Genomic DNA, 22,303 nt, shown 5'->3' on the forward strand with positions numbered 1-22,303 from the left:
ATATGTGTACAGTAAGACTCCAATCTTAAAACTGGTTGAATGTGGAGGGAGTTAGGCTGGAGATTGACTTGTGTGGGGAGGATTAAAGTTTTTGCTGTATATATTTCACATTTTCTTCACAAATGATTCACGATAACTTTTCTATTTCGAAAACTTACATAAATATATTTTATGATATAATAACAATCAGCTTTAAAAATATAAGTTATATATATGAAGGTAGTTACTATTGTATTAGAAGTTTAGAGGTGGGGAGAAGTTAAGAGTCATACTGTGCAGAAATTTATACTTAATAAGGTTAATATTTCGTCAAATGATCAAGATTAGGTAGTTAAAAGTAATGAAAGTGTATAAAGAAGAAAGAAGTGAAATGATTGTGAAAGTAATGAAAAGGTTAGGGGCATGGCTATTCATTGCATGTGTGCTTATTATATCGATACCAAAAAGTGCATCTGCTCATGCGTACATTGTGAAATCCAACCCTGCTGAAAATGAAACGTTGAAGAAAGCACCAGCTGTTGTGAAAATTGAATTCGATGAGGATATACAAGTTTCGCATTTTAATACATTGTTTGTAAGAGATACATCAGGTACAAGAGTAGATTTAAAAGATGCTCATATCGATAAGAAAAATAAAAAATTATTAGAAGCAAGGTTAAAAGAAAATTTGAAAAACGGACTCTACTCTATTCAGTGGAAAGTGATTTCAGCTGACGGGCATCCTATTCAAGGAGTGATTCCGTTCCGAATTGGATCAGCAGAAGCCGGAGCAGACGATGTACAAGTAGAAGAGATGGGGTATGTCCCGCAAATAGATATGATAATGGAACGTGGAATTTTATATACAAGTTTCTCACTATTTATAGGAGTGCTATTCTTTAATCTTATTATGTACAAAGGGAATGCAATCTCGGTTCGATCAAGAAGCAAAAAAATAATATGGATCTCATTAATTGGCATATTTATTAGTTTACTATTCACTCTACCACTGCAAGCGAGAATAAATGCTGATGTTTCATGGCTAGAAGCATTCGATCCTTTACTATTAAAAGAAACATTACAGCTCTCTGTTTTTAGTTACGTATGGCTCACTCAAATGGCTCTTATTAGTTTGCTTATAATCGTTACGTATTTTGCGATGAAGTGTGAGAAGCTATCGTCGTTTAAAGTATGGAGCATTCCGATAGTATTGTTTATTGGGATCCTTGTTATGAAAGCCTTTAATAGTCACGCATATGGTTTAAAGTTTAAAGAGATTGCTGTCGTTATGGACTTTCTACATTTATTCGCAGCTTCATTATGGATTGGTGGTCTATCATCTATTGTTCTTCTGTTGCGTAAAGAGGATGATAAGTGGAGTATGTATTGGGATATGATTAAGCGCTTTTCACCGTGGGCAACAGGTGCTGTCATCGTGATTTTAATAACAGGTCTTTTTAACAGTACATTCTTTATTCCAACAATCCACTCGTTATTTGATACGAAGTATGGATTAGCTTTATTAGCAAAGATACTTTTATTCATTTGCATGGGGATATTGGGAATTGTTCATTATGTGAAAGGGAAAATGAGAGCGCAGCAAGGATTAGGCGCTACAGTGAAAGTAGAGTTTATCATTGGAATTATCCTTTTCGTAATCGTAGCTTTTATGACAAACGTACAAACACCGCCGATGCCTCCAACTGGACCTTTTACAGAGAGTAAGCAATTAGATAATGGATATGAACTTATTTTACATGTAAGTCCTAATAAAGTAGGACAAAATACATTCCATATTACTTTAAAGGATGAGAACGGACAACCTGTTACTGATATGGAGCAAATTATTTTAACTACACAATCATTGGATATGAACATGGGAAAAGGTTCATTTAAAGTTTCGGCCGTTTCACCAGGAGAATATGAAGCAGAAGGTATGTATATTAACATGACAGGAAACTGGAATATACAAGTGCACGGATTAACAAAATCTCTTGATAGTTTTGATACGGATTATAAATTTATAGTAGGCGGCAGATAAAGTGAAACTTTAATCAGTGGGGGTTTTGTTCATCCTCACTGATTAATAGTTGAACCAATCGGGCTTTTACGGGCAGTTAATCTCCCACCTAACTTCTTGCTCCAGCCTAATTTTGAGGTGGGAGTCTTACTGCCCGTTAATGCGGGATAAAGTGAAGGTATAAATAAAAAGGAGTTAATAGAAAATGAAACGTATAAAAAAAATTGGCACAACAATGATCGCAACAATAATTGCAATGGGAATTTTTTCGTTACCTGTAAGTGCGCATGTCACTGTGAAGCCAGCAACTTCAGACGTTAATTCTTGGGAGACTTACACGATAAAAGTACCGGTTGAAAAGAATGTAGCAACGACAAAAGTTACACTGAAAATACCGTCTGGAGTGGAGTTTCAACAGTATGAACCCGTGCCAGGATGGACAGTGGAAGAGCAAAAAGACAATGCTGGAAAAGTTAAAACTGTAGTATGGGAAGCAACGGGAGAAGGGATTGTACCCGGCCAGTTCCAGCGATTTACTTTCGTCGCTAAAAATCCGGATAAAGAACAAAAAATAGCTTGGGATGCATATCAACAATATAAAGATGGAGAAATTGTTGAATGGACAGGCGATGAGAAAGCTGAAAAGCCACATTCACTTACTACAATTGCAAAAGGTACGTCATTAACAGGGGAACATGGTGAAGTGTCTAATGTAGAAAAGAATGAAGGTACTAGTAATATGCAATTGATAGCAATTGTCTTATCTATTTTAGCGATTGTATCGTCGGTAGGTGCGTGTGTTTTTGTAGTACGCCGTAAAAAATAAGTAAGATTGAAAGGTCTCATCGTAAATAATGAGACCTTTTTTATTAGGTCTATGGATTAGTAAGAATGAGGATAGTGGAGAGCTTGAATCTCCAAATTCTTTATATTGTAAAACCATATAATTCCTCCTTACGATTAGAATTGTTAGTCTATTCGTATATATTAGAAAAATACTCTTGCTACTTAAATATCATCATAAAATAAAAAAGAGCCTACAAACGTAGACTCTTTCTTATTTTTATTTCACTTCAACCTGCTGCCTTACAGCAAGTGTTTTCGGCTTTATATTTACGAAACAAATACTCACCACAATAAATAATAGTCCGATGAATAAGCTAATAGTAATGGCCTCATGTAAGAAAATTGAGCTTACAATAATAGCGATTAGTGGAATGAGGAATGTATAAGCCCCAACTTTACTTGCTTCACCAGCTCCAACAAGAGTGAAGTATGCAAGCCATCCCATTGCAATAACAAAGAATGAAATAAAGAGAAGTACGCTAACAAACGGTATACTCCAAGCGATACTAGACCAGCTTTCAAACTCTGATCCAAATCCAATTAAGCAAACACCGCCAATAATAAGCTGCAGTGTTACCATCCAAATAGCATTCACGCGGTGACCAGTTTTCTTAATAAATACTGTACCTAGTGCCCATCCAATCGCACATCCTAACGCGAGAAGGATTCCGATAATAGAAATATGTCCAGTTAAACTACTAGAGCTAATCACACCTACGCCAATAAATCCAAGAACAAGCCCGAAAATTTTTAAGCCGTACATAGATTCTTCAAGCCAAATCCATGAGAAAATGCCAAGTAAAACAGGTTGTAGAAATACGATGGCGGAAAATAAACCAGCAGGCATATATTGAAGGCCGACAGTTTGTAATCCGTAGAATATAATGATGTTAAGTAAAGAAGAAATAACGTATAAATGCCAAGTTTCTTTTAAGTGTAACTCTTTGTATTTCGGTAATGCGAAAAGGAGTAAAATGAATCCTCCAATTAAAGTTCGAACGCCTGCAAATAAAACGGGTGGTGTATAATGCAGGGCAAACTTAGATAAAGGCCAATTGATTCCCCACATGACAACGAGAAAGGTAAGGATTATGGCCGTCTTAGTTCGAGAAAGCTGTGTCACGGTAAGACCTCCTTGTTGTTATTCATTTCACTATGATATGATATCGACTGTAATAAATAAAATGAATCTTTTTTATAAGGAGTATAAGTGATTAGTTATGACCATTACACAACTGCAAGTATTAATAAAAACTGTTGAGTTAGGTAGTTTTACGAAGGCTGCTCGGGTGTTAAATATGACGCAGCCAGCTGTAAGTCATGCCATTTCAAGTATTGAGTCAGAGTTAGGAGTTACGATTCTTATACGTGATAAACGAAAAGGATTAATCGTTACGGATGTAGGAAACAGAATTCTTGTACATATTAGAGAGATTTTGAACGGTGTAGAGAAGATTGAACAAGAAGTTGCGATGGAGAAAGGACACGAAGTGGGGACGATTCGAATTGGGAGTTTTCCGAGTGCTTCGGCACATTTCTTACCGAAAATGATAAACCATTTTAAGGAGAAGTATCCGAACTTAGAGGTCGTTCTTTGTGAAGGAACAATTAAAGAAGTTGAAGATTGGTTAATATCAAGGATTGTTGATATAGGAATTGTTATCTTGCCTAATAAAGAGATGGAGATTGTCCCGTTAACGAAGGGAAAAATGGTTGCTATCTTAAGAGAGGATCATCCTCTTTGTAAGAAGGACTCTATTACAATTAGTGATTTAGAGAATGAGCCGATCATATTATGTAAGGGCGGATACGAACCACCCATTATTGATATGTTTAAACAAGCTAACGTACCACTTCGGGCTGAATATGTAATTTCGACCGTTACTACAGCTTTAAATATGATTCAAGAAGGCTTAGGTATTGCAATATTAGCTGAATTATCTTTAACGAATTTACCACAGAATGTGCAAACGAGAGAATTGGAGCCGCAAGTATGGAGAGAAATTGCTTTAGCTGTTCCTTCATTAAAGGACTCTTCAATCGCTGTGCAGCTATTTATTGAGGAATTTCAAGCGCTATTTGCAGAATAAAAAGAGGTGTCTCATATATCATAATGGGACACTTTTTAATTTGTTTATAAAAAATCTATGAAAAGGATTGACTTATCTTTTTGTTGTAACTATAATGATTACATCGAGGTGGTGATCACGATGAAAATTAGTAGCCGCTTTTCTATAGCTGTTCATATTTTATCTATTTTGAAAAACAATCCATCTTCACTTTGTACTTCAGACTATATGGCTGAAAGTGTAAATACGAATCCAGTAGTCATTCGTAAAATGATGTCGTACTTGAAGCAAGCTGGATTTGTATATGTAAATCGCGGCCCAGGTGGTGCGGGATTATTAAAGGATTTACATGAAATCACATTGTTGGATGTGTATCATGCAGTAAATGTAGTCGAAGAAGACAAGCTATTTCATATTCACGAGCAACCAAATCCAGATTGTCCAATTGGAGCGAATATTCAAGCCGTATTAGAAGTTATATTAATACAAGCGCAATCTGCGATGGAAGAAGTTTTAAGAAATATTACGATGGGGCAGTTGTTTGAAACTTTGCAAGAAAAAATGAATGCTTAAATCATATTTATATTTTTTTTATCATTAATGTAACTAATTCGATTACAACTATAAAGGTAAGGTGTAAAAATTATGACTGTAAAAATGAAAGTATACTCAGATTTTATATGTCCATTTTGTTTTTTAGCAAAAGGTCCATTAGATGAGGTAGCGAAAGAGAATGATGTAGAGATTGAATGGATGCCATTTGAATTACGCCCAAGTCCATATTCAAAAATAGATCCATGGAATGAGCCGGAAAAATTAGGTTCATGGGATGCTTTCATTCTTCCAACCGCGAAAAAGTTAGGAATCGATATGCGTTTGCCGCGTGTTTCTCCGCAACCATATACACATTTAGCTTTTGAAGGATGTCAATTTGCGAAAGAACGTGGACTTGGAAATGAGTATCATCACCGTGTATTCACAGCATTTTTCCAAGAAGAGCAAAACATTGAAGATATTGATGTTTTAACAAAATTAGCAGTAGAAGTAGGTCTTCCTGAAGCCGAATTTAAAGATGCTTTAGTAAATCGTAAATATAAAGAAAAGCATCAAGAAGCAATTCAGCACGCATATGATGAAGCGAATATTATGGCTGTTCCAACTGTCATGATTGGAGATGAAGTCATTCAAGGACTTGCTAGTAAAGAAACGCTACAAAGAGTAATTGATAAAGAAATTGAAAAGGAAAAAACAAATTCATTTGAAGGTATGCAGTGTAATACAGATGGATATTGCTAATTCGCTTGTTATGAAATAATAAAATAAATTATAAAACAAATATTTGGAGGAATTAACATGTCAGCAACTACAACAAACTTAAAAGAAGCAATCGTGAACCGTCGTTCTATTCGTAAAGTAACAAAAAACGATGCAATTACGAAAGAAAGAATTGAAGAAGTTTTAAAAACAGCTTTACACGCGCCAACATCTTTCAATATGCAAAGTGGCCGTATGGTTGTATTAATGGATGGAGAGCATGAAAAGTTTTGGGATATTGTTAAAGAAACACTAAGAGCCCGCGTACCAGCAGAAAACTTTGAAGCGACTGTAGAAAGATTAAAAGGTTTCCATACAGGTGTTGGGACTGTGTTATTCTTTGAAGATCAAGCAACAGTAGAAAAAATGCAAGAAAATGCCCCGTTATATAAAGATCAGTTCCCATTCTGGTCTCATCAAGGAAATGCAATGTTACAACATACAGTATGGATGTTATTAGCAGCTGAAGGAATTGGCGCATCCCTGCAACACTACAATCCAATCGTAGATGCTGAAGTGAAAGAAACTTGGAACATTCCAGCAGAGTGGAGTTTAGTAGGACAAATGCCATTTGGAGAGCCAAATGAACAACCAGGAGAAAGAACATTTTTACCTACTGAAGATGTAGTGAAATTTTATTAAGAAATTTAATATGTAAAGAGCGAAATAAAAGGAGAGTACATATGAGCCATATATGTACTCTCCTTTCGTATGTAATAGTTAAACTTTTACTGCAAGAACAAATTCCTCTATATGAACCGAAGCCTTTCCTTACAATTAAAAATCTATTATGTTTTTGAAATGACAGTAAACATCCCCGTCATATTTGGTGAAAAATCTTTAAAATCAAATTTCTCATAGAACGATTCTTTACCTTCTGATGCAAACAAACCGACAAACGCCTTATCAGGGGCATTTTCATGTAAGTATGTAACTAAACGATGCATGATTTCTTTCCCGATACCATGTTTCTGATAATCCGGATGAACTACTATATCTTGAATATAGAAATAGATAGATCCATCACCAACAATTCTTCCCATGCCGATCATTTTTTCATTATCATTGATTGTGATGCAGTGAATGGAATTTTTCAGTGAAGTTTCCGCCACCTCAAAATTCATATAATTAGTCCATCCAACAGAATCACATAAATATTTATACTCTTCCAATGTTGGAATGTTATGTTTAAACTCATATGTTTTCAAAATGTACCCTCCAAACCCTTAAATTCAACAAATATATACATTCGACATTTTTTTGTCTTTTCCTCTTATGTAACTGAATTCCCTTTAGCTATCGAATTTCGTATAGTTTCCTTATTTGTATTAATTTATATAAGTTTAGGGGAAAAATATTAGAAATAATGCAATAGAAAGGGAAGTGGAAAAATGAATGATGAGAAACAATATACAGTAGTAGGTACTGATGTTGAGGAAGTAAAACGTTTAAATAAGAATTCAGGCTTAACATATAATCAGGTGAAAGAATTATTAGCGAAGCAAAAGCAAAAAAAGAAGTAATGAAATTGAAATTCTTCATTTTTTCATGTAGCATTTCAATTAGAGAGAGTTACAAGGATAACTCTCTTTTTCAATACAATTTAGCAACTTTTAGAGTGGAGGTAACAACATGAAAAAGTGGGTAAAGATAACGTTGTCGATCGCTGGAGGTATTGTCCTGTTGGTATGTGCCGGAGGGTATTACATGTATAAAAATTATTTTCCAAAGGAACCAGAGCGTATCGTATATGATAAAGATAGAGTGTTAAAACCGATACATAATCAGTTGAAAGGCATTAACATAGAAAATATAAAGATAAAAGAAAAAGAAGTCGTAAATGCGACTGTAGATGAGCTTCAAAAAATGATTGATGATGGGAAATTATCATATGAAGAGTTAACGAGTATTTACCTTTTTAGAATACAAGAACATGACCAAAATGGAATATCATTAAATGCTGTTACAGAGATTAATCCAAATGCAATGGAAGAAGCACGAAAGTTAGATGAAGAAAGATCTTTCAATAAGAAGTCGAACTTATACGGCATGCCAGTTATCGTAAAAGATAATGTACAAACGGAAAAGGTGATGCCGACAAGTGCGGGCACGTATGTGTTAAAAGATTGGATTGCAGATGAAGATGCGACGATTGTGAAGAAGTTGAAAGAAGAAGGTGCTTTCGTTTTAGGAAAAGCGAATATGTCTGAGTGGGCAAATTATTTATCCTTTACAATGCCTAGCGGATATAGCGGGAAAAAAGGACAAAATTTGAATCCATACGGTCCGATTACGTTTGATACATCGGGATCAAGTTCTGGATCTGCTACAGTAGTTGCCGCAGATTTTGCACCACTTGCAATCGGGACGGAAACGACTGGATCAATTGTAGCACCAGCGACGCAGCAATCAGTAGTTGGATTACGTCCATCACTAGGTATGGTGAGTAGATCAGGCATTATTCCATTAGCTGAAACACTTGATACAGCAGGACCGATGGCAAGGACGGTAAAGGATGCAGCAAAGTTATTTAACGCAATGGTAAGTTATGATGAAAAAGATGCTATGACAGAAAAAATGAAAGATAAAGAAAGATAAAGAAAGAATCGATTATACGAAGGACTTATCAATAGACGGATTGAAAGGGAAAAAAGTAGGCGTACTATTTTCAATAGATAGGCAAGATGAGAATAGAAAAGAAGTAGCAGAAAAGATTAGAAAAGACCTTCAAGATGCAGGTGCGATCTTGACTGATGATATTCAGTTAAACGATGGGGGGTAGATAATCTGCAAACATTAGAATATGAGTTCAAACATAATGTTAACGATTATCTTTCAAAGCAAAAAAATGTACCGGTAAAATCGCTAGAAGAGATTATAACGTTTAATAAAAAAGATAGTAATAGACGAATAAAATATGGACAAACATTAATTGAGGGATCTGAAAAATCTGCTATAACGAAAGATGAGTTTCAAAAAGTAGTGCAAACGAGTCAAGAAAATGCAAGAAAAGAGTTAGATAGGTATTTAGTAGAAAAAGGTTTGGATGCTTTAGTTATGATTAACAACGATGAAGTTCTTCTATCAGCTGTAGCTGGCTATCCAGAATTAGCGGTGCCAGCAGGATATGATAACAATGGAGAGCCAGTAGGTGCAGTGTTTGTCGGGAAGCAATTCGGTGAGAAAGAACTGTTCAATATAGGATATGCGTATGAACAGCAGTCTAAAAATAGAAAATCACCAAAACTGTAAAAGGATAAATGAAAAAAAGAGCGCCACTAAATTATGTTGGTCGGCTAATATAAAAAGAATCTAACATTATTAAAAGAAAAAAAGGATTCTTCTCAATTAGTAAGAAAGATTGTCTATAGAAGTTCATAAAATGTAATATATTCAATTTCCATCCATTGAAGGGGGAGGTTAAATCTTAATGAATGAAGTGAAAAATTTCTTTCGAAGTAGAGGGTTCCAACGGTTTCTCGTTTTAATAATAGTAGCGTTTGTATTATATGGATTAAAAAGTATGATCAATTTAATATTAATTACGTTCATACTTACATTTTTAATGGATCGGTTTCAACGTTTTATTTCAAAGAAATTGAAAGTGAATCGGAAAATTGTTATCGCATGTTTGTATATCATATTAGTTACTTTTATCGGCACAACATTATATAAATACTTACCTGTGCTAACGATACAAATTTCCCAATTAATTTATCAGTTTAGGTTGTTTTTTCAAAATCCACCTGATAATGAGATCATTAAATATGCACTTTCAACAATTAATGGGATGGAAGTATCAAAATATATAGAACAAGGTGTAGATGTCATATATCAATCGATTGCAAATATAGGAAAAGTCAGTTTGCAAATACTACTCTCTCTTATTTTAAGTTTATTTTTCTTGTTAGAAAAAGAACGCATCATATCATTTACTTCGAAATTTAAAGATAGTAGTTTGAGGGTTTTTTATGAGGAGATTGCATATTTTGGTGAAAGGTTTGCAAGATCGTTCGGTAAAGTAATTGAAGCACAGTTTTTAATTGCAGTTGTCAATTGTATTCTTACTGTCATTGCATTAATCGTTTTAGGATTTCCACAGCTTCTCGTATTAGCTGTCATGATTTTCTTACTAGGATTAATTCCTGTTGCCGGTGTAATCATTTCCTTGTTCCCGCTATGTATTATTGCTTATAACGTAGGCGGAGTTATGTACGTTGTATACATACTTGTGTTCATTACGATAATCCATGCTCTTGAAAGTTATTTTTTAAACCCGAAGTTCATGTCTGCGAAAACGAATTTACCGATTTTTTATACATTTATGATTCTCATCTTTTCAGAGCATTTCCTTGGAATATGGGGGCTTATTATTGGTATACCAATCTTCATCTTCTTATTAGATGTACTGAATGTAAATAATGAGGAATCGATTAAAAAATAGAAAATAACTGATGTTTTCAATGAGCGAGCAATGAAAAAGCAATCCAAAATAAATTGGATTGCTTTTTTTGAATACCCGATTAAAGAACAGGAGCCATTGTTTCTTTCAATACTTGAACAGAGTGATCGAATTTTAATTCTTCTTCTTCACTTAATTCTACTTCTAAAATTTCACGAACACCGCCGCGATTTAAAACAGCAGGTACGCCGATATAAACATCTTTTTGACCGTATTGACCTTCTAAGTAAGCTGATACTGTTAATACACTATTTTCGTCGTTTAAAATCGCCTTAGTAACACGTAGAAGTGACATGCCAATACCATAGTAAGTTGCACCTTTTCGCTCAATAATATGGTAAGCTGCATCACGAACATTTATGAAGATTTTGTCTAAATCTTCTTGCGTGTATGTGTTGTCTTTATCAAGAAGTGTTTGTAGTTTTTGAATACCAATGGATACGTGACTCCAAACAGGAAGTTCCGTATCACCATGTTCTCCGATAATATAAGCATGAATGTTGTGAGGACCAATATCGAAATACTCACCTAACATATAGCGGAAACGAGCAGAATCAAGAGTTGTACCAGAACCGATTACACGTTCTTTTGGTAAACCAGACTCTTTCCAAGTTACGTAAGTTAAAATATCGACAGGGTTAGTTGCGATTAAGAAGATACCATCAAATCCGCTATCCATAATACTACGAACGATTTGTTTAAAGATTTTCGCGTTTTTCTCAACTAAATCTAAACGTGTTTCGCCTGGTTTTTGTGGTAATCCAGCCGTAATGACTACAAGATCAGCGTCTTTACAATCTTCGTAGCTGCCTTTCCATACTCTAGTTGGAGCTGGTGCAAAAGGAACAGCATGACTTAAATCCATTGCCTCTCCTTCAGCTTTTGCCTCGTTTACATCAACTAAAACAAATTCTTCAGCTACAGCTTGGTTAATCATACAGTAAGCGTAACTACATCCAACTGCTCCTGTTCCTACTAATACAACACGGTTAATACCTTTTTTCATTTCAAAATTCCTCGCAATTTCATTGATTTTAATATGTAAGATAATACGTCTTACTTCTATAGAGTCATATCTAGTTTATTACATTTTATAAAAGATATTCAAGTATTTGAAAATGTATCCGTGCAATTTCTTGCATGAAACATAGTAAGTAAGTGAACCGAATATAATGCAATAAAATCCTTTATTGAAGGAGAAAAGGGCATGATGCAGCCATTAACGATGGAAAGAATGCTACATATTATTAATGTCGGGCTCGTTAAAACGAAGAATCCAAAGCAGATCATTATTGCTGGTGCAGGGATTTCGGGCTTAGTTGCAGCATCGTTATTGAAAGAAGCAGGTCATAACATAACAATTTTAGAAGCGAATAACCGAATAGGCGGAAGAATATATACGATTCGTGAACCATTTAGCTCTGGTTTATATTTTAATGCAGGGCCGATGCGAATTCCTGAAACGCATGAGTTAACTTTAGCTTACATTCGCAAATTTAAATTACCGTTAAATCTGTTTATAAATAAAACCGCTTCAGATATTATTTATACGAATAATATTAAAACGAGATTGAGCATATTCGAAAAAAATCCAAGTATACTTCGATATCCAAATGTAGAGAACGAAAAGGGAAAAACGGCCGAAGAATTAATGTTAGTAGTATTAGAACCAATACTAAATTTTATAAAAAAAGATCCTAATAAAAATTGGATTATCGTTGAAAAAAAGTATAAAGCATATTCGCTGGGATCATTTTTAATTGAGTATTATTCAGACGGAGCAATAGATATGATTGGGGTACTTCTTGATATGGAAGCATATATGGGAATGTCTTTAATTGAAGTATTACGTGAAATGATCTTTTTTACCTCAACGACAAAATATTACGAAATAACGGGCGGGATGGATGCATTACCAAATTCATTTTTACCCGAGTTAAAAGATAATATTTTTATGTCGTATAAAGTAGAGAAAATCATACAAGAAGATAATAAAGTAATGATGCAAGGAAGTCAGGAGCAAACGTTACATCCATTTATCGTAACAGGCGACAGTGCTATTATTACAATTCCATTTTCAGCGTTACGGTTTGTAGAAGTTCAGCCATATCATTTATTCTCTTATTATAAAAGACGAGCAATTCGTGAGTTGAATTATATTGCTGCAACTAAAATTGCGATAGAGTTTAAAAGTAGATTTTGGGAGAAAGCGGGACAATACGGCGGTAAATCTATTACAGATTTACCTATAAGGTTTACATATTATCCGAGTTATGGCATTCATACACCAGGGGCAGCCATCGTTTTAGCGAGTTATACGTGGGCAGATGAGGCGTTAACGTGGGATAGTCTCCCGCAAAGAGATCGTATTCGTTACGCATTAAAAAATTTAGCAGAAATATACGGTGACATCGTCTATAGTGAATTTGTTACTGGAACATCTTTTAGCTGGAGTAAAAATCCGTATTCTTGCGGCGCATTTACGGCTTTCGAACCAGGCCAAGAGTTAGAGTTATTTCCGTATATTACGCCGCCAGCTGGCAAAGTACACTTTGCAGGAGAGCATACGACATTAACGCATGGATGGATGCAAGGAGCAATAGAGTCTGGAGTTAGGGTTGCACATGAAGTAAACGAACAGTGAATCTGTTATGTTTACAAATGGTCATTCTTTTAATAAAATGATAAATATAAATCGTAATTATTACGCTTTGAATACGTTTGAAATAAAGAAATGGATGGTCGATCAAATGAATAAAGTAGAAATTCATATATTAGGTGGCTTTTTAGGTAGTGGAAAATCAACATTATTACAAAATTTATTGTTAGCGGAGAAAAAGAAGAATAGAAAAGTTGCAGTATTAATGAATGAAATTGGTGAATACTCGGTAGATACCGATATTATTGGAAAAGAGAATGTTTTAAGAGAGCTTCTGAAAGGATGTATTTGTTGTACGCTAAAAGAAGAGCTTGAAATACAGTTACATTCGTTATATCAGCAAGAAAGACCAGATGTCATTTATATAGAAACGACAGGTGTTGCACATCCAATTGAAGTGTTAGATGCATGTGTATCACCCATTTTAGCACCTTTCTTAGAAGTGAAATCAATTGTAGTCGTTTTAGATGCAGTAAGATGGTTAAATCGAAGTGTATTAAGTGCAAACGTTCAGCAATTATTGCATGAGCAACTGAAGTTTGGTAGCCACATTTTAATTAATAAATCAGACTTACTAACTGATGCGGATAAGAACAAAGTAATTGAAGAAGTGAAAGCGATAAATAATCATGCGAAATTGTTTGAAACAAAATATTGTAATATATCTTTAGAAGACATAGAAGAAGCTGAATTTACGAATGATGAGGAACATGAGACACTACATGTCAAACAGCATTTACATATACAAACGATGACGTATCAATTTACGAAATCGATTGATCAAGACAAATTATATGAATGGCTTTCGAATGTACCTGACAGTATTTATCGCGTAAAAGGATTTGTGAAATTCCATGGAGATAAATACCCGCACCTATTCCAATATTCATTTGGGGTACCAACTTTATTGGAACAAGACTTCGGTTTCCCGACGAACTTGGTAGTAATAGGGGAAGGGCTAGATAAGAAACAATTGGCTGAAGGGTTAGAGAAAGTAGAACTTAATTCTAATTAACATTAAAGGGAGCTGCCCCATAAATTGGTAAAAACGACTTATGGGGCAGCCTTTTTATTTTTTATGAATAAGCATATAGATACTTGTATTCATTTTAAATAGTCAATCTTTTAGTATTTTCGTTTTCCAATATAAACATTTATACTAGTACTAGAGTCTCTTCTAAATTCAATTTTGCGACCATCTAATTCTATTGTTCGAGAACTTGCAGTAGGATTTTTAATTAAACTATATAGATAATCTGCTTTAGTTGGTAGTAGTGTGTTTAGAATTTTTTTCACCGGCTCATTTAATACAGAATCATCACTATGAATATACATTCTATATGCGCTGTCATCATAAGGAGAAAAATTAAAATACATAATGCCATCATATGTACGATCAGTTTTAGTATATACATAGTTATAATCGGTTTTTAAAAATCCAGAATCAATCAGTATATTCTCAATTTCTTTGTACTTATCCTCATCTTTCGCAGGAATAGAATCAGGAATAAAATAAGGGTTTACATTAATTGCGCTATACATAAATTTTGCAAATTGTTCTCTTGTTACATTCATTTCTCCGCCATATCGATAGTTTCCAATTCCTTTTGTAATTCCATTACTATACAATGAACGAACAGAGTCTGTTGCCCAAAAATTATTTGGAACATCATAGAAAAGGTCGTTTGTCTTTACAGGTAGATGAAACGCTTTTTGTAAAATAACAGCCATTTCGTATCGAGTTAATGTATCATCTGGTCTAAATTTGTCAGTGCTATTTTCCCCTGTCATGATTCCTTTTTGAGCAACTGCTTTAATATTGTTTTCAAACATATGCCCATGAATATCAGAGAAATGTTTAATAGTAGATCCGGTATTTTCTAGTTTTAAGTATCTTGAAATAATCGCAGCTACTTGCCCACGAGTTACATTGTCCCCAAATCCAAATTTTCCGTTACCATAACCATTCATGACCTTTTGTTCAGTTAAATGGTCAATCGAATCTTCAGACCAATGCCCTTTTGGTACATCGATGAAACGTTCCGTTTGTGCGTGAGCATTCGTTGCGCCGAATAATGTGGCGCTAATTAAGCCTGTTGCGAGTACATGTTTAAAATTCATTATGATTCCTCCTAAGTATATAAAACAATATCTTCTCACTTATATCCGTTACTTTTAAGTGATAATCACTTATCTATTATATTAGCATATTTTGATTTTGTAAAATATGGATTTTCCTTCTTAATGTTGTTTAAATATATATGGTGTTATAAGAAGGAGGGGAGTGCAAAAAAGTTAACTGACGGGGCGTTTATTCATTTTGACTAGGGGTATGCTATAAAATTCTGATTAATTAATAGCTGGTCAAAGGTAGATAATTTTTGTTGAGGTATAGAAAAACGTTTGCGGATTTTGTCTAATAAAAATAATTGTAAAATTCAGAATTATGTTTATAATCGAATCTAAGAGGTGATTCAGGTGTCAGAAAAAATAATAATGGATGTAAAAAACCTAACAACAAAAGGGTTAGAAACGAGAGAGAAATTATTGTGTGCTGCAGAAGAGGTGTTTGGTAGTAAAGGATATTACGAGGCTTCTATCGTGAATATTACACAAGAAGCAAAGGTAGCGCATGGAACTTTCTATAATTACTTTCCATCTAAAAAAGACATATTTGATGAATTGATTCGCAGATTGAACCGTGAGTTACGCTTAATTATTAAAGAAGAAATGAAGGGGATATCAAGTTATGAAGAGGCACAAAGAAGAGGTTTTCAGGCGTTTTTTCGATGGGTGAAAGATCGTCCTAATCTATATAACATTGTACAACAGGCGGTAGTTGTTGATGAAAATTTATATAGATGGTACTATGCAAAGCTCGCAAATGGATTTTTAAAAAGTTTATCGGCTGGTATGGAAGCGGGAGAGTTTAAACAACTTGATAAAGAAACAATTGCGTATTGTCTTATGTCAATTGGGCAATTTCTAGGAATGCGATGGGGTTATTGGGAAGAGAAAGATGTTCCGGAAGATGTATTTGAAGCAGCGATGTCATTAATATTTGAAGGATTGAGAAAGAGATAAGGGAGTGGGGAAAATATGCAAGGCATTGCTTATTGGATAGAAAAACGGGCCTATTTACATCCAGATCGCATTGCCATTATTACAGAAGAGGAGGAAATGACATATAAACAGTTACATGAGTATGTAAGTAAAGTAGCAGCATATTTAATTTACGATGTAAATGTGCAAAAAGGAGAAAGGATAGCTATTTTATCACAAAATAGCTTGGAATATATTGTACTTTTGTTTGCTATAGCAAAGGTAGAATGTATTGCTGTTCCATTGAATATACGCTTAACAGAAAATGAACTTATATTTCAGTTAAAAGATAGTGGAACTACAGTTTTATTTGTAGAGGAAACATTTCAAAATATGGCACTGTCAATGCATAGGGTATCGTACGTACAAAGAGTTATTTCGATTGAAAGCTTAAAAGAAATAGAAGATAGAAAAAGTGACAACTTTGAAGAGAAAAATGAAAGCGCATCCTTTATTATATGTTATACATCAGGTACAACAGGAAAACCGAAAGGAGCTGTACTTACACAAGAAAATATGTTTTGGAATGCGCTTAATAATACATTTGCGATTGACTTAACTATTCACGACCGCTCCATTGTATTATTACCTTTATTTCATATTGGTGGGATTGGTTTATTCGCATTTCCAACTTTATTTGCAGGTGGCGTAATCATTATTCCGAAAAAATTCGAACCAACCACAGCTCTTTCCATGATAGAAAAACATAAAGTGACTGTAGTGATGGGAGTACCTACTATTCACCAAGCATTAATTAATTGCCCAAAGTTTGAAACTACAAATTTACAATCAGTTCGCTGGTTTTATAACGGTGGTGCTCCATGTCCAGAAGAGTTGATGAGAGAATTTATAGATAGAGGATTTTTATTTGGTCAAGGCTTTGGCATGACTGAAACATCACCAACCGTATTTATGCTTTCAGAAGAAGATGCAAGACGTAAAGTAGGTTCAATTGGAAAACCTGTTCTGTTTTGTGATTATGTACTTATGGATGAAAATAAAAATAAGGTTGAAATCGGTGAAGTTGGAGAGTTACTTATAAGAGGGCCGAATGTAATGAAAGAGTATTGGAATCGACCAGATGCAACAAAAGAAACGATTCAAGATGGTTGGTTATATACGGGAGATTTAGCTAAAGTTGATGAAGATGGTTTTGTATACATTGTCGGTAGAAAAAAAGAAATGATAATTTCCGGTGGTGAAAATATTTATCCACTCGAAGTAGAGCAGGTCATTAATAAGCTTTCGGAGGTATATGAGGTAGCGGTCGTTGGTAGGCAACATGTAAAGTGGGGAGAGATTCCAATCGCCTTTATTGTGAAAAAGAGTAGGAGTGTATTAACTGAAAAGGAAGTCATTGAACATTGTCGTTTATTTCTAGCAAAATATAAACTTCCAAAAGAAATTGTGTTTCTAGAGGAATTGCCTAAAAATGCAACTGGTAAAATTCAAAAAGCACAGTTAGCAAATCAATTGAAAAGCAGGTGAAGAGATGACGATGTATAGCACTGGTCAACAGGCATCATGTAGTAAAACAATAACAGAAACAGATTTTGTATTATTTGCAGGTTTGAGCGGGGATTTTAATCCAATCCATATTAATCATGAGTATGCGAAACAAACTAGATTTAATCAAAGAATAGCACATGGTTTACTAACTTCTAGTCTATTATCACAATTGCTTGGAATTCATTTACCTGGAAAAGGATCTGTTTATATGGAACAAACTATTAAATTTACAGCACCAGTCTTTATAGGAGATACGGTTACAGCTACGGCAACAGTACAAGAATTTATGATAGAAAAGAGAGTTTTGAAATTGTTGACGGAGTGTCATAACCAAAAAGGAGATTTAGTATTAACTGGTGTAGCAACTATGATGGTACCAAAAGAAGGAGGAGTAGTCTAATGAATATTGGGATTGAAGCGACTGGTGTTTTCTTCCCAAAAGACGTAGAGACGGCGGCAGACCTATCTCAAAAAACAGGTATCCCTGAGAATATTATTATAGAAAAGTTTGGATTATATGAAAAGCATGTCGCAGATGAAACGATGCATGCATCAGATTTAGCTATTGCTGCTGCAAAGCCAATATTATTACAAGTAGATTCTCAATCTATTGATGTAGTCATTTATTTTGGCAGTCCACATAAAGATTACCACGTATGGTCAAGTGCCCCGAAAATTCAGCATGAACTTGGATTGAAAAATGCTTATGCTTTTGAAATTATGAATGTTAGTTCTTGCTTTCCTATTGCTCTCAAAGTCGCAAAAGATATGCTCTACTCTGATAACTCAATTGAAAATATATTATTAGTAGGTGGATGTAAAGAATCTCAAATTGTAGATTATGATAATCCACGCTCACGTTTTATGTTTAATTTCGCTGATGGCGGAAGCGCAGCTTTAGTGAAAAAGGACGCTAAAAACGGTGAAATATTAGGAAGTGCGATTATAACAGATGGTTCATTTCATGAAGATGTACGTATTCCAGCAGGTGGATCAAAGCAGGTTGCGAGCTATGATACAGTTGAGAATCGACAACATTATATTGATGTAATAGATCCTAATAGTATGAAAGAACGTCTAGACCAGGTTTCAATCCCTAATTTTGACAAGGTTATTCGGGAGGCGTTAAGAAAAAGTGGATTTACTCCTAAAGATATTAAAGTATTGTTACCACTGCATACAAAACGTTCTATGTTAATAGAATTGATACAGGGGCTAGGGCTAGAAGAAGAACAAGTTGTATATTTAGATCATTATGGACATATGTCAGCGCTTGATCCATGCATTGGTCTTCACTTTGCAAATGAACAGGGGAAGTTACAGCCTGGAGATATTGCAGTAGTAGTTAGTGCAGGGACTGGGTATACGTGGGCAGCGACTGTAATTAGGTGGTGAAAAATACTAGATGAGTATATGATAAATGGAGGTATTTGGAAAGAGGCGGCGAATGTAAAGGTACTTCATTAAAATTTTTAAACAGATTTGTTTGTATGATTCAAAGAAAAAGTCATAATTACGGATGGGTAACTTTGGCGTGTTTGATTCTATCAGAAAGAAAAGTATGGGGAGGATCACAATGTCGATGAAAAAACGTAAATGGCTAAGAATGATGGCTACTGGTTGTGTTTTAGGTTCGTTATTAATAACGGCCGCTTGTTCAGGAAAGAAAACAAGTACAGAGGATGAAAAGACGATTAAGGTAGGGGTTCTTGCATCATTAACAGGTCCATTAGAATCGTATGGAAAACAAACAGTGAACGGATTTGAATTAGGGTTAGATTATGCAACGGGTGGAACTGGGAAAGTGGAAGGGAAGAAGATTAAGTTTGTTGTAGAAGATACGGAAACAAAAGCTGATGTAGCAGTTAAAAAAGCTACGAAATTATTAGAAGAAGAGAAAGTTGATTTTTTAGTCGGATCGTCTAGTTCAAGTGATACATTAGCGGTTTTACCATTAGCTGAAGAATATGAAAAAATAATGGTTGTAGAACCGGCAGTAGCTGATAGTATTACCGGGAAGAACTGGAATAAATATATTTTTAGAACAGGAAGAAGTTCTTCGCAAGATGCGATTGCAGGAGCAGCGGCAATTGCAAAAAAAGATGTAAAGATTGCGACGTTTGCCCCGGATAATGCATTTGGTCGTGAGGGAATTGCGGCATTTAAAGCGGGAGCGAAGAAATTAGGTGCGAATATTGTCAACGAGCAATATGCTGATACGAATTCGACTGACTTCACTGCAAATATTCAAAATATCATTAGCTCAAAACCGGATTATTTATTTATCGTTTGGGCTGGGGCAAATTCACCTTGGAAACAGTTAAAAGATATGAATGTGGAAGCGCAAGGTATTAAAATTTCTACCGGTGCACCAGATATACCGGCATTAAAAACGATGGATGCATTAGTAGGAATGCAAGGTTTTTCTGTTTATTATCATACACTCCCGAAAAATAAGGTGAATGATTGGTTAGTGGAGGAACATAAAAAACGATTTAATGGTGCGGTGCCAGATTTATTTACAGCGGGTGGAATGTCAGCGGCAATTTCAATTGTAGAAGCTGTAAAGAAAACAAAAGGTGATACAGATGTAGATACATTGATTAAGAAAATGGAAGGAATGGAATTTGAGACACCGAAAGGAAAGATGAAGTTTAGAGAAAAGGATCACCAAGCGATGCAGACACTGTATTCTATCACATTGAAAAAGCAAGATGGTGTTGACTATCCGGTGCCAGTATTAGAGCGAGAATTAACGATGAAAGAGACAGAACCACCAGCTCAAAATAAATAGACTGAATTTTCTATTGTTTTTGTATAAAGAGGGAATACCCTCTTTATACGTATTTCTTTCATACTGAAAGCTTTAAAGGGAGGGATATCGTGACACACTTGCTTGAAACGAAAAATCTTAGCGTATCTTTTGGTGAACATCATGTTATTAAGGATGTGAATGTAACAGTACAAAAAGGAAAGCTCATTTCCATTATCGGACCAAATGGTGCAGGAAAGACAACGTTATTTAATTTACTTAGTGGACAAATTTCTCCAACAAAGGGTGAAGTATATTTTAAAGGACAAGAGATTACAAAATTATCAATTTCAGATCGAACTCGATTAGGAATTGGCCGTTCCTTTCAGCTTACAAATATATTCCCAGAGTTAACGGTACTTGAAAATGTTCGTTTAAGTGTTCAATCATTTGTTCAAGATTACTATAGTTTTTTTCCGAGTTCGGCAAAATTTAAACAACAAGTAGGAGAGGCGAGACGGTTCTTAAAAACGGTATTACTTCAGGAGAAAGAACATGTATTAGCGAAAGATTTAGCGCATGGAGAAAAACGAAAGTTAGAGCTTGCGATGTTATTAGCTTTAAAAACGGATGTGTTACTACTTGATGAGCCGACGGCAGGTATATCAGTTGAGGAGGTACCGGCTATTTTACAAGTGATTGAAAATATTAAGAAACATCCAGAGAGTACAATTGTACTGATTGAACACAAAATGGATATGGTACTAGGTTTGTCAGACCATCTTATCGTTTTGTTCCATGGGGAGTTATTGGCTGAAGGTTTGCCCGAAGAAATTATGAAAGATGAGCGTGTACAAAGTGCTTATTTAGGGGGATTATATAGTGGCACTATTACAAGTAAATAATATAGAGACGTATTTAGATCAGTTTCATATTTTACAAGGGGTATCTCTTGCTGTCGAGAAAGGAACGATTACTGTACTGTTTGGAAGAAATGGGGCAGGGAAGACTACGACATTACGTTCGGTTATGGGTTTTCACCATATCGCACATGGTGAAATTTATTATGATAGTACACAAGTAAATGGATTATCTACACATTTAATCTCAAGGAAAGGAATAGGGTATGTACCAGAAAATCAAGGTATTTTTTATGACCTGACAGTAGAAGAAACATTCGCTCTTGCTAGGGGGAAGGGAGAAGAGGCGGAAGAAAAAATAGAATGGATGCTTGAATTATTTCCGGATTTAAAGCAGTTTTGGCACAAAAAAAGCGGACTCTTAAGCGGAGGACAAAAGCAAATGCTAGCAATTTCAAGAGCATTTATAAATAGTGATGGTTTATTACTTATTGATGAACCGAGTAAAGGCTTGTCCCCCATTATGATAGAAAAATTAATGATAGCCATATTGAAAATGAAGGAGAAAACAACAGTTTTACTCGTGGAACAAAATTTTATGATGGCTAGTCAAATTGGTGATTATTTTTATATTATGGATAATGGAAAAATTGTTCATAACGGTTTTATGCATGAACTAAAAGAGGATAAGGAAATGTGTCATAAATATTTAGGAATCTCTTAACATGAAT

21 protein-coding genes and 1 pseudogene are annotated in these 22,303 nt (G+C 34.8%); 18 read left to right on the forward strand and 4 right to left on the reverse strand.

Annotated features, from left to right (window positions below):
- Positions 1 to 370: 370 nt before the first annotated feature.
- Positions 371 to 2,020 (forward strand): copper resistance CopC/CopD family protein, encoded by a 1,650-nt coding sequence (locus tag MR113_RS15665; protein WP_242255394.1) that lies wholly within the window; start codon positions 371 to 373, stop codon positions 2,018 to 2,020.
- 184 nt (positions 2,021 to 2,204) lie between these two features.
- Positions 2,205 to 2,825 (forward strand): YcnI family copper-binding membrane protein, encoded by a 621-nt coding sequence (locus MR113_RS15670; RefSeq protein WP_242255364.1) that lies wholly within the window; start codon positions 2,205 to 2,207, stop codon positions 2,823 to 2,825.
- A gap of 237 nt (positions 2,826 to 3,062) precedes the next feature.
- Here the strand turns inward: MR113_RS15670 and MR113_RS15675 are convergent, their stop codons facing one another.
- Entirely contained in the window at positions 3,063 to 3,968 is a 906-nt protein-coding gene (locus MR113_RS15675; RefSeq protein WP_242255366.1) for a DMT family transporter, read from the reverse strand.
- Between the two features lie 97 nt (positions 3,969 to 4,065).
- Between MR113_RS15675 and MR113_RS15680 the strand changes: the two genes are divergently transcribed.
- From MR113_RS15680 to MR113_RS15695, 4 genes are all read left to right on the forward strand, one after another.
- On the forward strand, positions 4,066 to 4,935 hold the full coding sequence (locus MR113_RS15680) for a LysR family transcriptional regulator (protein WP_242255368.1): 870 nt from the start codon (positions 4,066 to 4,068) through the stop codon (positions 4,933 to 4,935).
- A gap of 120 nt (positions 4,936 to 5,055) precedes the next feature.
- Positions 5,056 to 5,487 (forward strand): Rrf2 family transcriptional regulator, encoded by a 432-nt coding sequence (locus MR113_RS15685; protein WP_063261795.1) that lies wholly within the window; start codon positions 5,056 to 5,058, stop codon positions 5,485 to 5,487.
- 72 nt (positions 5,488 to 5,559) lie between these two features.
- Positions 5,560 to 6,210 (forward strand): DsbA family oxidoreductase, encoded by a 651-nt coding sequence (locus MR113_RS15690; protein ID WP_242255370.1) that lies wholly within the window; start codon positions 5,560 to 5,562, stop codon positions 6,208 to 6,210.
- 57 nt (positions 6,211 to 6,267) lie between these two features.
- Positions 6,268 to 6,870 (forward strand): nitroreductase family protein, encoded by a 603-nt coding sequence (locus MR113_RS15695; RefSeq protein ID WP_001277029.1) that lies wholly within the window; start codon positions 6,268 to 6,270, stop codon positions 6,868 to 6,870.
- 146 nt (positions 6,871 to 7,016) lie between these two features.
- Here the strand turns inward: MR113_RS15695 and MR113_RS15700 are convergent, their stop codons facing one another.
- Positions 7,017 to 7,436, reverse strand: coding sequence for a GNAT family N-acetyltransferase (locus MR113_RS15700; RefSeq protein ID WP_242255372.1), 420 nt, complete (start codon positions 7,434 to 7,436; stop codon positions 7,017 to 7,019).
- A 183-nt stretch (positions 7,437 to 7,619) separates the two neighbouring features.
- Between MR113_RS15700 and MR113_RS28360 the strand changes: the two genes are divergently transcribed.
- From MR113_RS28360 to MR113_RS15710, 3 genes and pseudogenes are all read left to right on the forward strand, one after another.
- Positions 7,620 to 7,751: a hypothetical protein gene (locus MR113_RS28360; protein ID WP_270728079.1), complete on the forward strand. Its 132-nt coding sequence runs from the start codon at positions 7,620 to 7,622 to the stop codon at positions 7,749 to 7,751.
- 109 nt (positions 7,752 to 7,860) lie between these two features.
- Positions 7,861 to 9,480, forward strand: a pseudogene (locus MR113_RS15705) (amidase family protein).
- A 178-nt stretch (positions 9,481 to 9,658) separates the two neighbouring features.
- Positions 9,659 to 10,672 carry an AI-2E family transporter gene (locus tag MR113_RS15710; RefSeq protein ID WP_242255373.1) on the forward strand — a complete coding sequence of 338 codons (1,014 nt, stop codon included), beginning with the start codon at positions 9,659 to 9,661 and terminating at the stop codon, positions 10,670 to 10,672.
- 79 nt (positions 10,673 to 10,751) lie between these two features.
- On the opposite strand, the gene MR113_RS15715 is transcribed toward MR113_RS15710, so the two are convergent.
- Positions 10,752 to 11,696: an L-lactate dehydrogenase gene (locus tag MR113_RS15715; protein WP_064476369.1), complete on the reverse strand. Its 945-nt coding sequence runs from the start codon at positions 11,694 to 11,696 to the stop codon at positions 10,752 to 10,754.
- A 201-nt stretch (positions 11,697 to 11,897) separates the two neighbouring features.
- Between MR113_RS15715 and MR113_RS15720 the strand changes: the two genes are divergently transcribed.
- Together MR113_RS15720 and MR113_RS15725 are read left to right on the forward strand one after the other, a co-directional pair.
- The gene (locus tag MR113_RS15720) at positions 11,898 to 13,334 is read left to right on the forward strand and encodes a flavin monoamine oxidase family protein (protein ID WP_242255374.1); all 1,437 of its coding nucleotides are present in this window, start codon (positions 11,898 to 11,900) and stop codon (positions 13,332 to 13,334) included.
- A 106-nt stretch (positions 13,335 to 13,440) separates the two neighbouring features.
- Positions 13,441 to 14,364: a CobW family GTP-binding protein gene (locus tag MR113_RS15725; RefSeq protein ID WP_242255396.1), complete on the forward strand. Its 924-nt coding sequence runs from the start codon at positions 13,441 to 13,443 to the stop codon at positions 14,362 to 14,364.
- Between the two features lie 110 nt (positions 14,365 to 14,474).
- On the opposite strand, the gene MR113_RS15730 is transcribed toward MR113_RS15725, so the two are convergent.
- Positions 14,475 to 15,470 carry an S-layer homology domain-containing protein gene (locus MR113_RS15730; protein ID WP_242255375.1) on the reverse strand — a complete coding sequence of 332 codons (996 nt, stop codon included), beginning with the start codon at positions 15,468 to 15,470 and terminating at the stop codon, positions 14,475 to 14,477.
- A gap of 357 nt (positions 15,471 to 15,827) precedes the next feature.
- Here MR113_RS15730 and MR113_RS15735 point away from each other — a divergent pair, with 357 nt between their 5' ends.
- The 7 genes from MR113_RS15735 (at position 15,828) to MR113_RS15765 (ending at position 22,296) form a co-directional block, all read left to right on the forward strand.
- Positions 15,828 to 16,433, forward strand: a complete 606-nt coding sequence (locus tag MR113_RS15735; RefSeq protein WP_242255376.1) for a TetR/AcrR family transcriptional regulator — start codon at positions 15,828 to 15,830, stop codon at positions 16,431 to 16,433.
- Between the two features lie 15 nt (positions 16,434 to 16,448).
- Complete coding sequence (locus tag MR113_RS15740) at positions 16,449 to 17,939, forward strand: o-succinylbenzoate--CoA ligase (RefSeq protein ID WP_242255377.1); 1,491 nt, start codon at positions 16,449 to 16,451, stop codon at positions 17,937 to 17,939.
- Positions 17,940 to 17,943: 4 nt separating this feature from the next.
- Entirely contained in the window at positions 17,944 to 18,360 is a 417-nt protein-coding gene (locus tag MR113_RS15745; protein WP_242255378.1) for a MaoC family dehydratase, read from the forward strand.
- Positions 18,360 to 19,355, forward strand: a complete 996-nt coding sequence (locus tag MR113_RS15750) for a 3-oxoacyl-ACP synthase (protein ID WP_242255379.1) — start codon at positions 18,360 to 18,362, stop codon at positions 19,353 to 19,355. The genes MR113_RS15745 and MR113_RS15750 overlap by 1 nt, the downstream gene beginning before the upstream one ends.
- Before the next feature lie 181 nt (positions 19,356 to 19,536).
- Positions 19,537 to 20,754, forward strand: a complete 1,218-nt coding sequence (locus MR113_RS15755) for a substrate-binding domain-containing protein (RefSeq protein ID WP_242255380.1) — start codon at positions 19,537 to 19,539, stop codon at positions 20,752 to 20,754.
- A gap of 89 nt (positions 20,755 to 20,843) precedes the next feature.
- A complete protein-coding gene (locus MR113_RS15760; protein ID WP_000149330.1) occupies positions 20,844 to 21,617 on the forward strand; it encodes an ABC transporter ATP-binding protein in 774 nt (257 codons plus the stop codon).
- Positions 21,595 to 22,296, forward strand: a complete 702-nt coding sequence (locus MR113_RS15765; RefSeq protein WP_063261805.1) for a branched-chain amino acid ABC transporter ATP-binding protein — start codon at positions 21,595 to 21,597, stop codon at positions 22,294 to 22,296. Before MR113_RS15760 ends, MR113_RS15765 begins: the two co-directional genes overlap by 23 nt.
- Positions 22,297 to 22,303: the final 7 nt, after the last annotated feature.

Origin of the sequence: Bacillus cereus group sp. BfR-BA-01379, assembly GCF_022663605.1 — a bacterium.
Lineage (GTDB): Bacteria > Bacillota > Bacilli > Bacillales > Bacillaceae_G > Bacillus_A > Bacillus_A mobilis.

Excerpts from the sequence above, each read along its gene's own strand:
- MR113_RS15665 (WP_242255394.1), top strand. The coding sequence starts at position 371 with ATGATTGTGAAAGTAATGAAAAGGTTAGGGGCATGGCTATTCATTGCA.
- MR113_RS15670 (WP_242255364.1), top strand. The coding sequence starts at position 2,205 with ATGAAACGTATAAAAAAAATTGGCACAACAATGATCGCAACAATAATT.
- MR113_RS15680 (WP_242255368.1), top strand. The coding sequence starts at position 4,066 with ATGACCATTACACAACTGCAAGTATTAATAAAAACTGTTGAGTTAGGT.
- MR113_RS15685 (WP_063261795.1), top strand. The coding sequence starts at position 5,056 with ATGAAAATTAGTAGCCGCTTTTCTATAGCTGTTCATATTTTATCTATT.
- MR113_RS15690 (WP_242255370.1), top strand. The coding sequence starts at position 5,560 with ATGACTGTAAAAATGAAAGTATACTCAGATTTTATATGTCCATTTTGT.
- MR113_RS15695 (WP_001277029.1), top strand. The coding sequence starts at position 6,268 with ATGTCAGCAACTACAACAAACTTAAAAGAAGCAATCGTGAACCGTCGT.
- MR113_RS28360 (WP_270728079.1), top strand. The coding sequence starts at position 7,620 with ATGAATGATGAGAAACAATATACAGTAGTAGGTACTGATGTTGAGGAA.
- MR113_RS15710 (WP_242255373.1), top strand. The coding sequence starts at position 9,659 with ATGAATGAAGTGAAAAATTTCTTTCGAAGTAGAGGGTTCCAACGGTTT.
- MR113_RS15715 (WP_064476369.1), bottom strand. The coding sequence starts at position 11,696 with ATGAAAAAAGGTATTAACCGTGTTGTATTAGTAGGAACAGGAGCAGTT.
- MR113_RS15720 (WP_242255374.1), top strand. The coding sequence starts at position 11,898 with ATGATGCAGCCATTAACGATGGAAAGAATGCTACATATTATTAATGTC.
- MR113_RS15725 (WP_242255396.1), top strand. The coding sequence starts at position 13,441 with ATGAATAAAGTAGAAATTCATATATTAGGTGGCTTTTTAGGTAGTGGA.
- MR113_RS15730 (WP_242255375.1), bottom strand. The coding sequence starts at position 15,470 with ATGAATTTTAAACATGTACTCGCAACAGGCTTAATTAGCGCCACATTA.
- MR113_RS15740 (WP_242255377.1), top strand. The coding sequence starts at position 16,449 with ATGCAAGGCATTGCTTATTGGATAGAAAAACGGGCCTATTTACATCCA.
- MR113_RS15745 (WP_242255378.1), top strand. The coding sequence starts at position 17,944 with ATGACGATGTATAGCACTGGTCAACAGGCATCATGTAGTAAAACAATA.
- MR113_RS15750 (WP_242255379.1), top strand. The coding sequence starts at position 18,360 with ATGAATATTGGGATTGAAGCGACTGGTGTTTTCTTCCCAAAAGACGTA.
- MR113_RS15755 (WP_242255380.1), top strand. The coding sequence starts at position 19,537 with ATGTCGATGAAAAAACGTAAATGGCTAAGAATGATGGCTACTGGTTGT.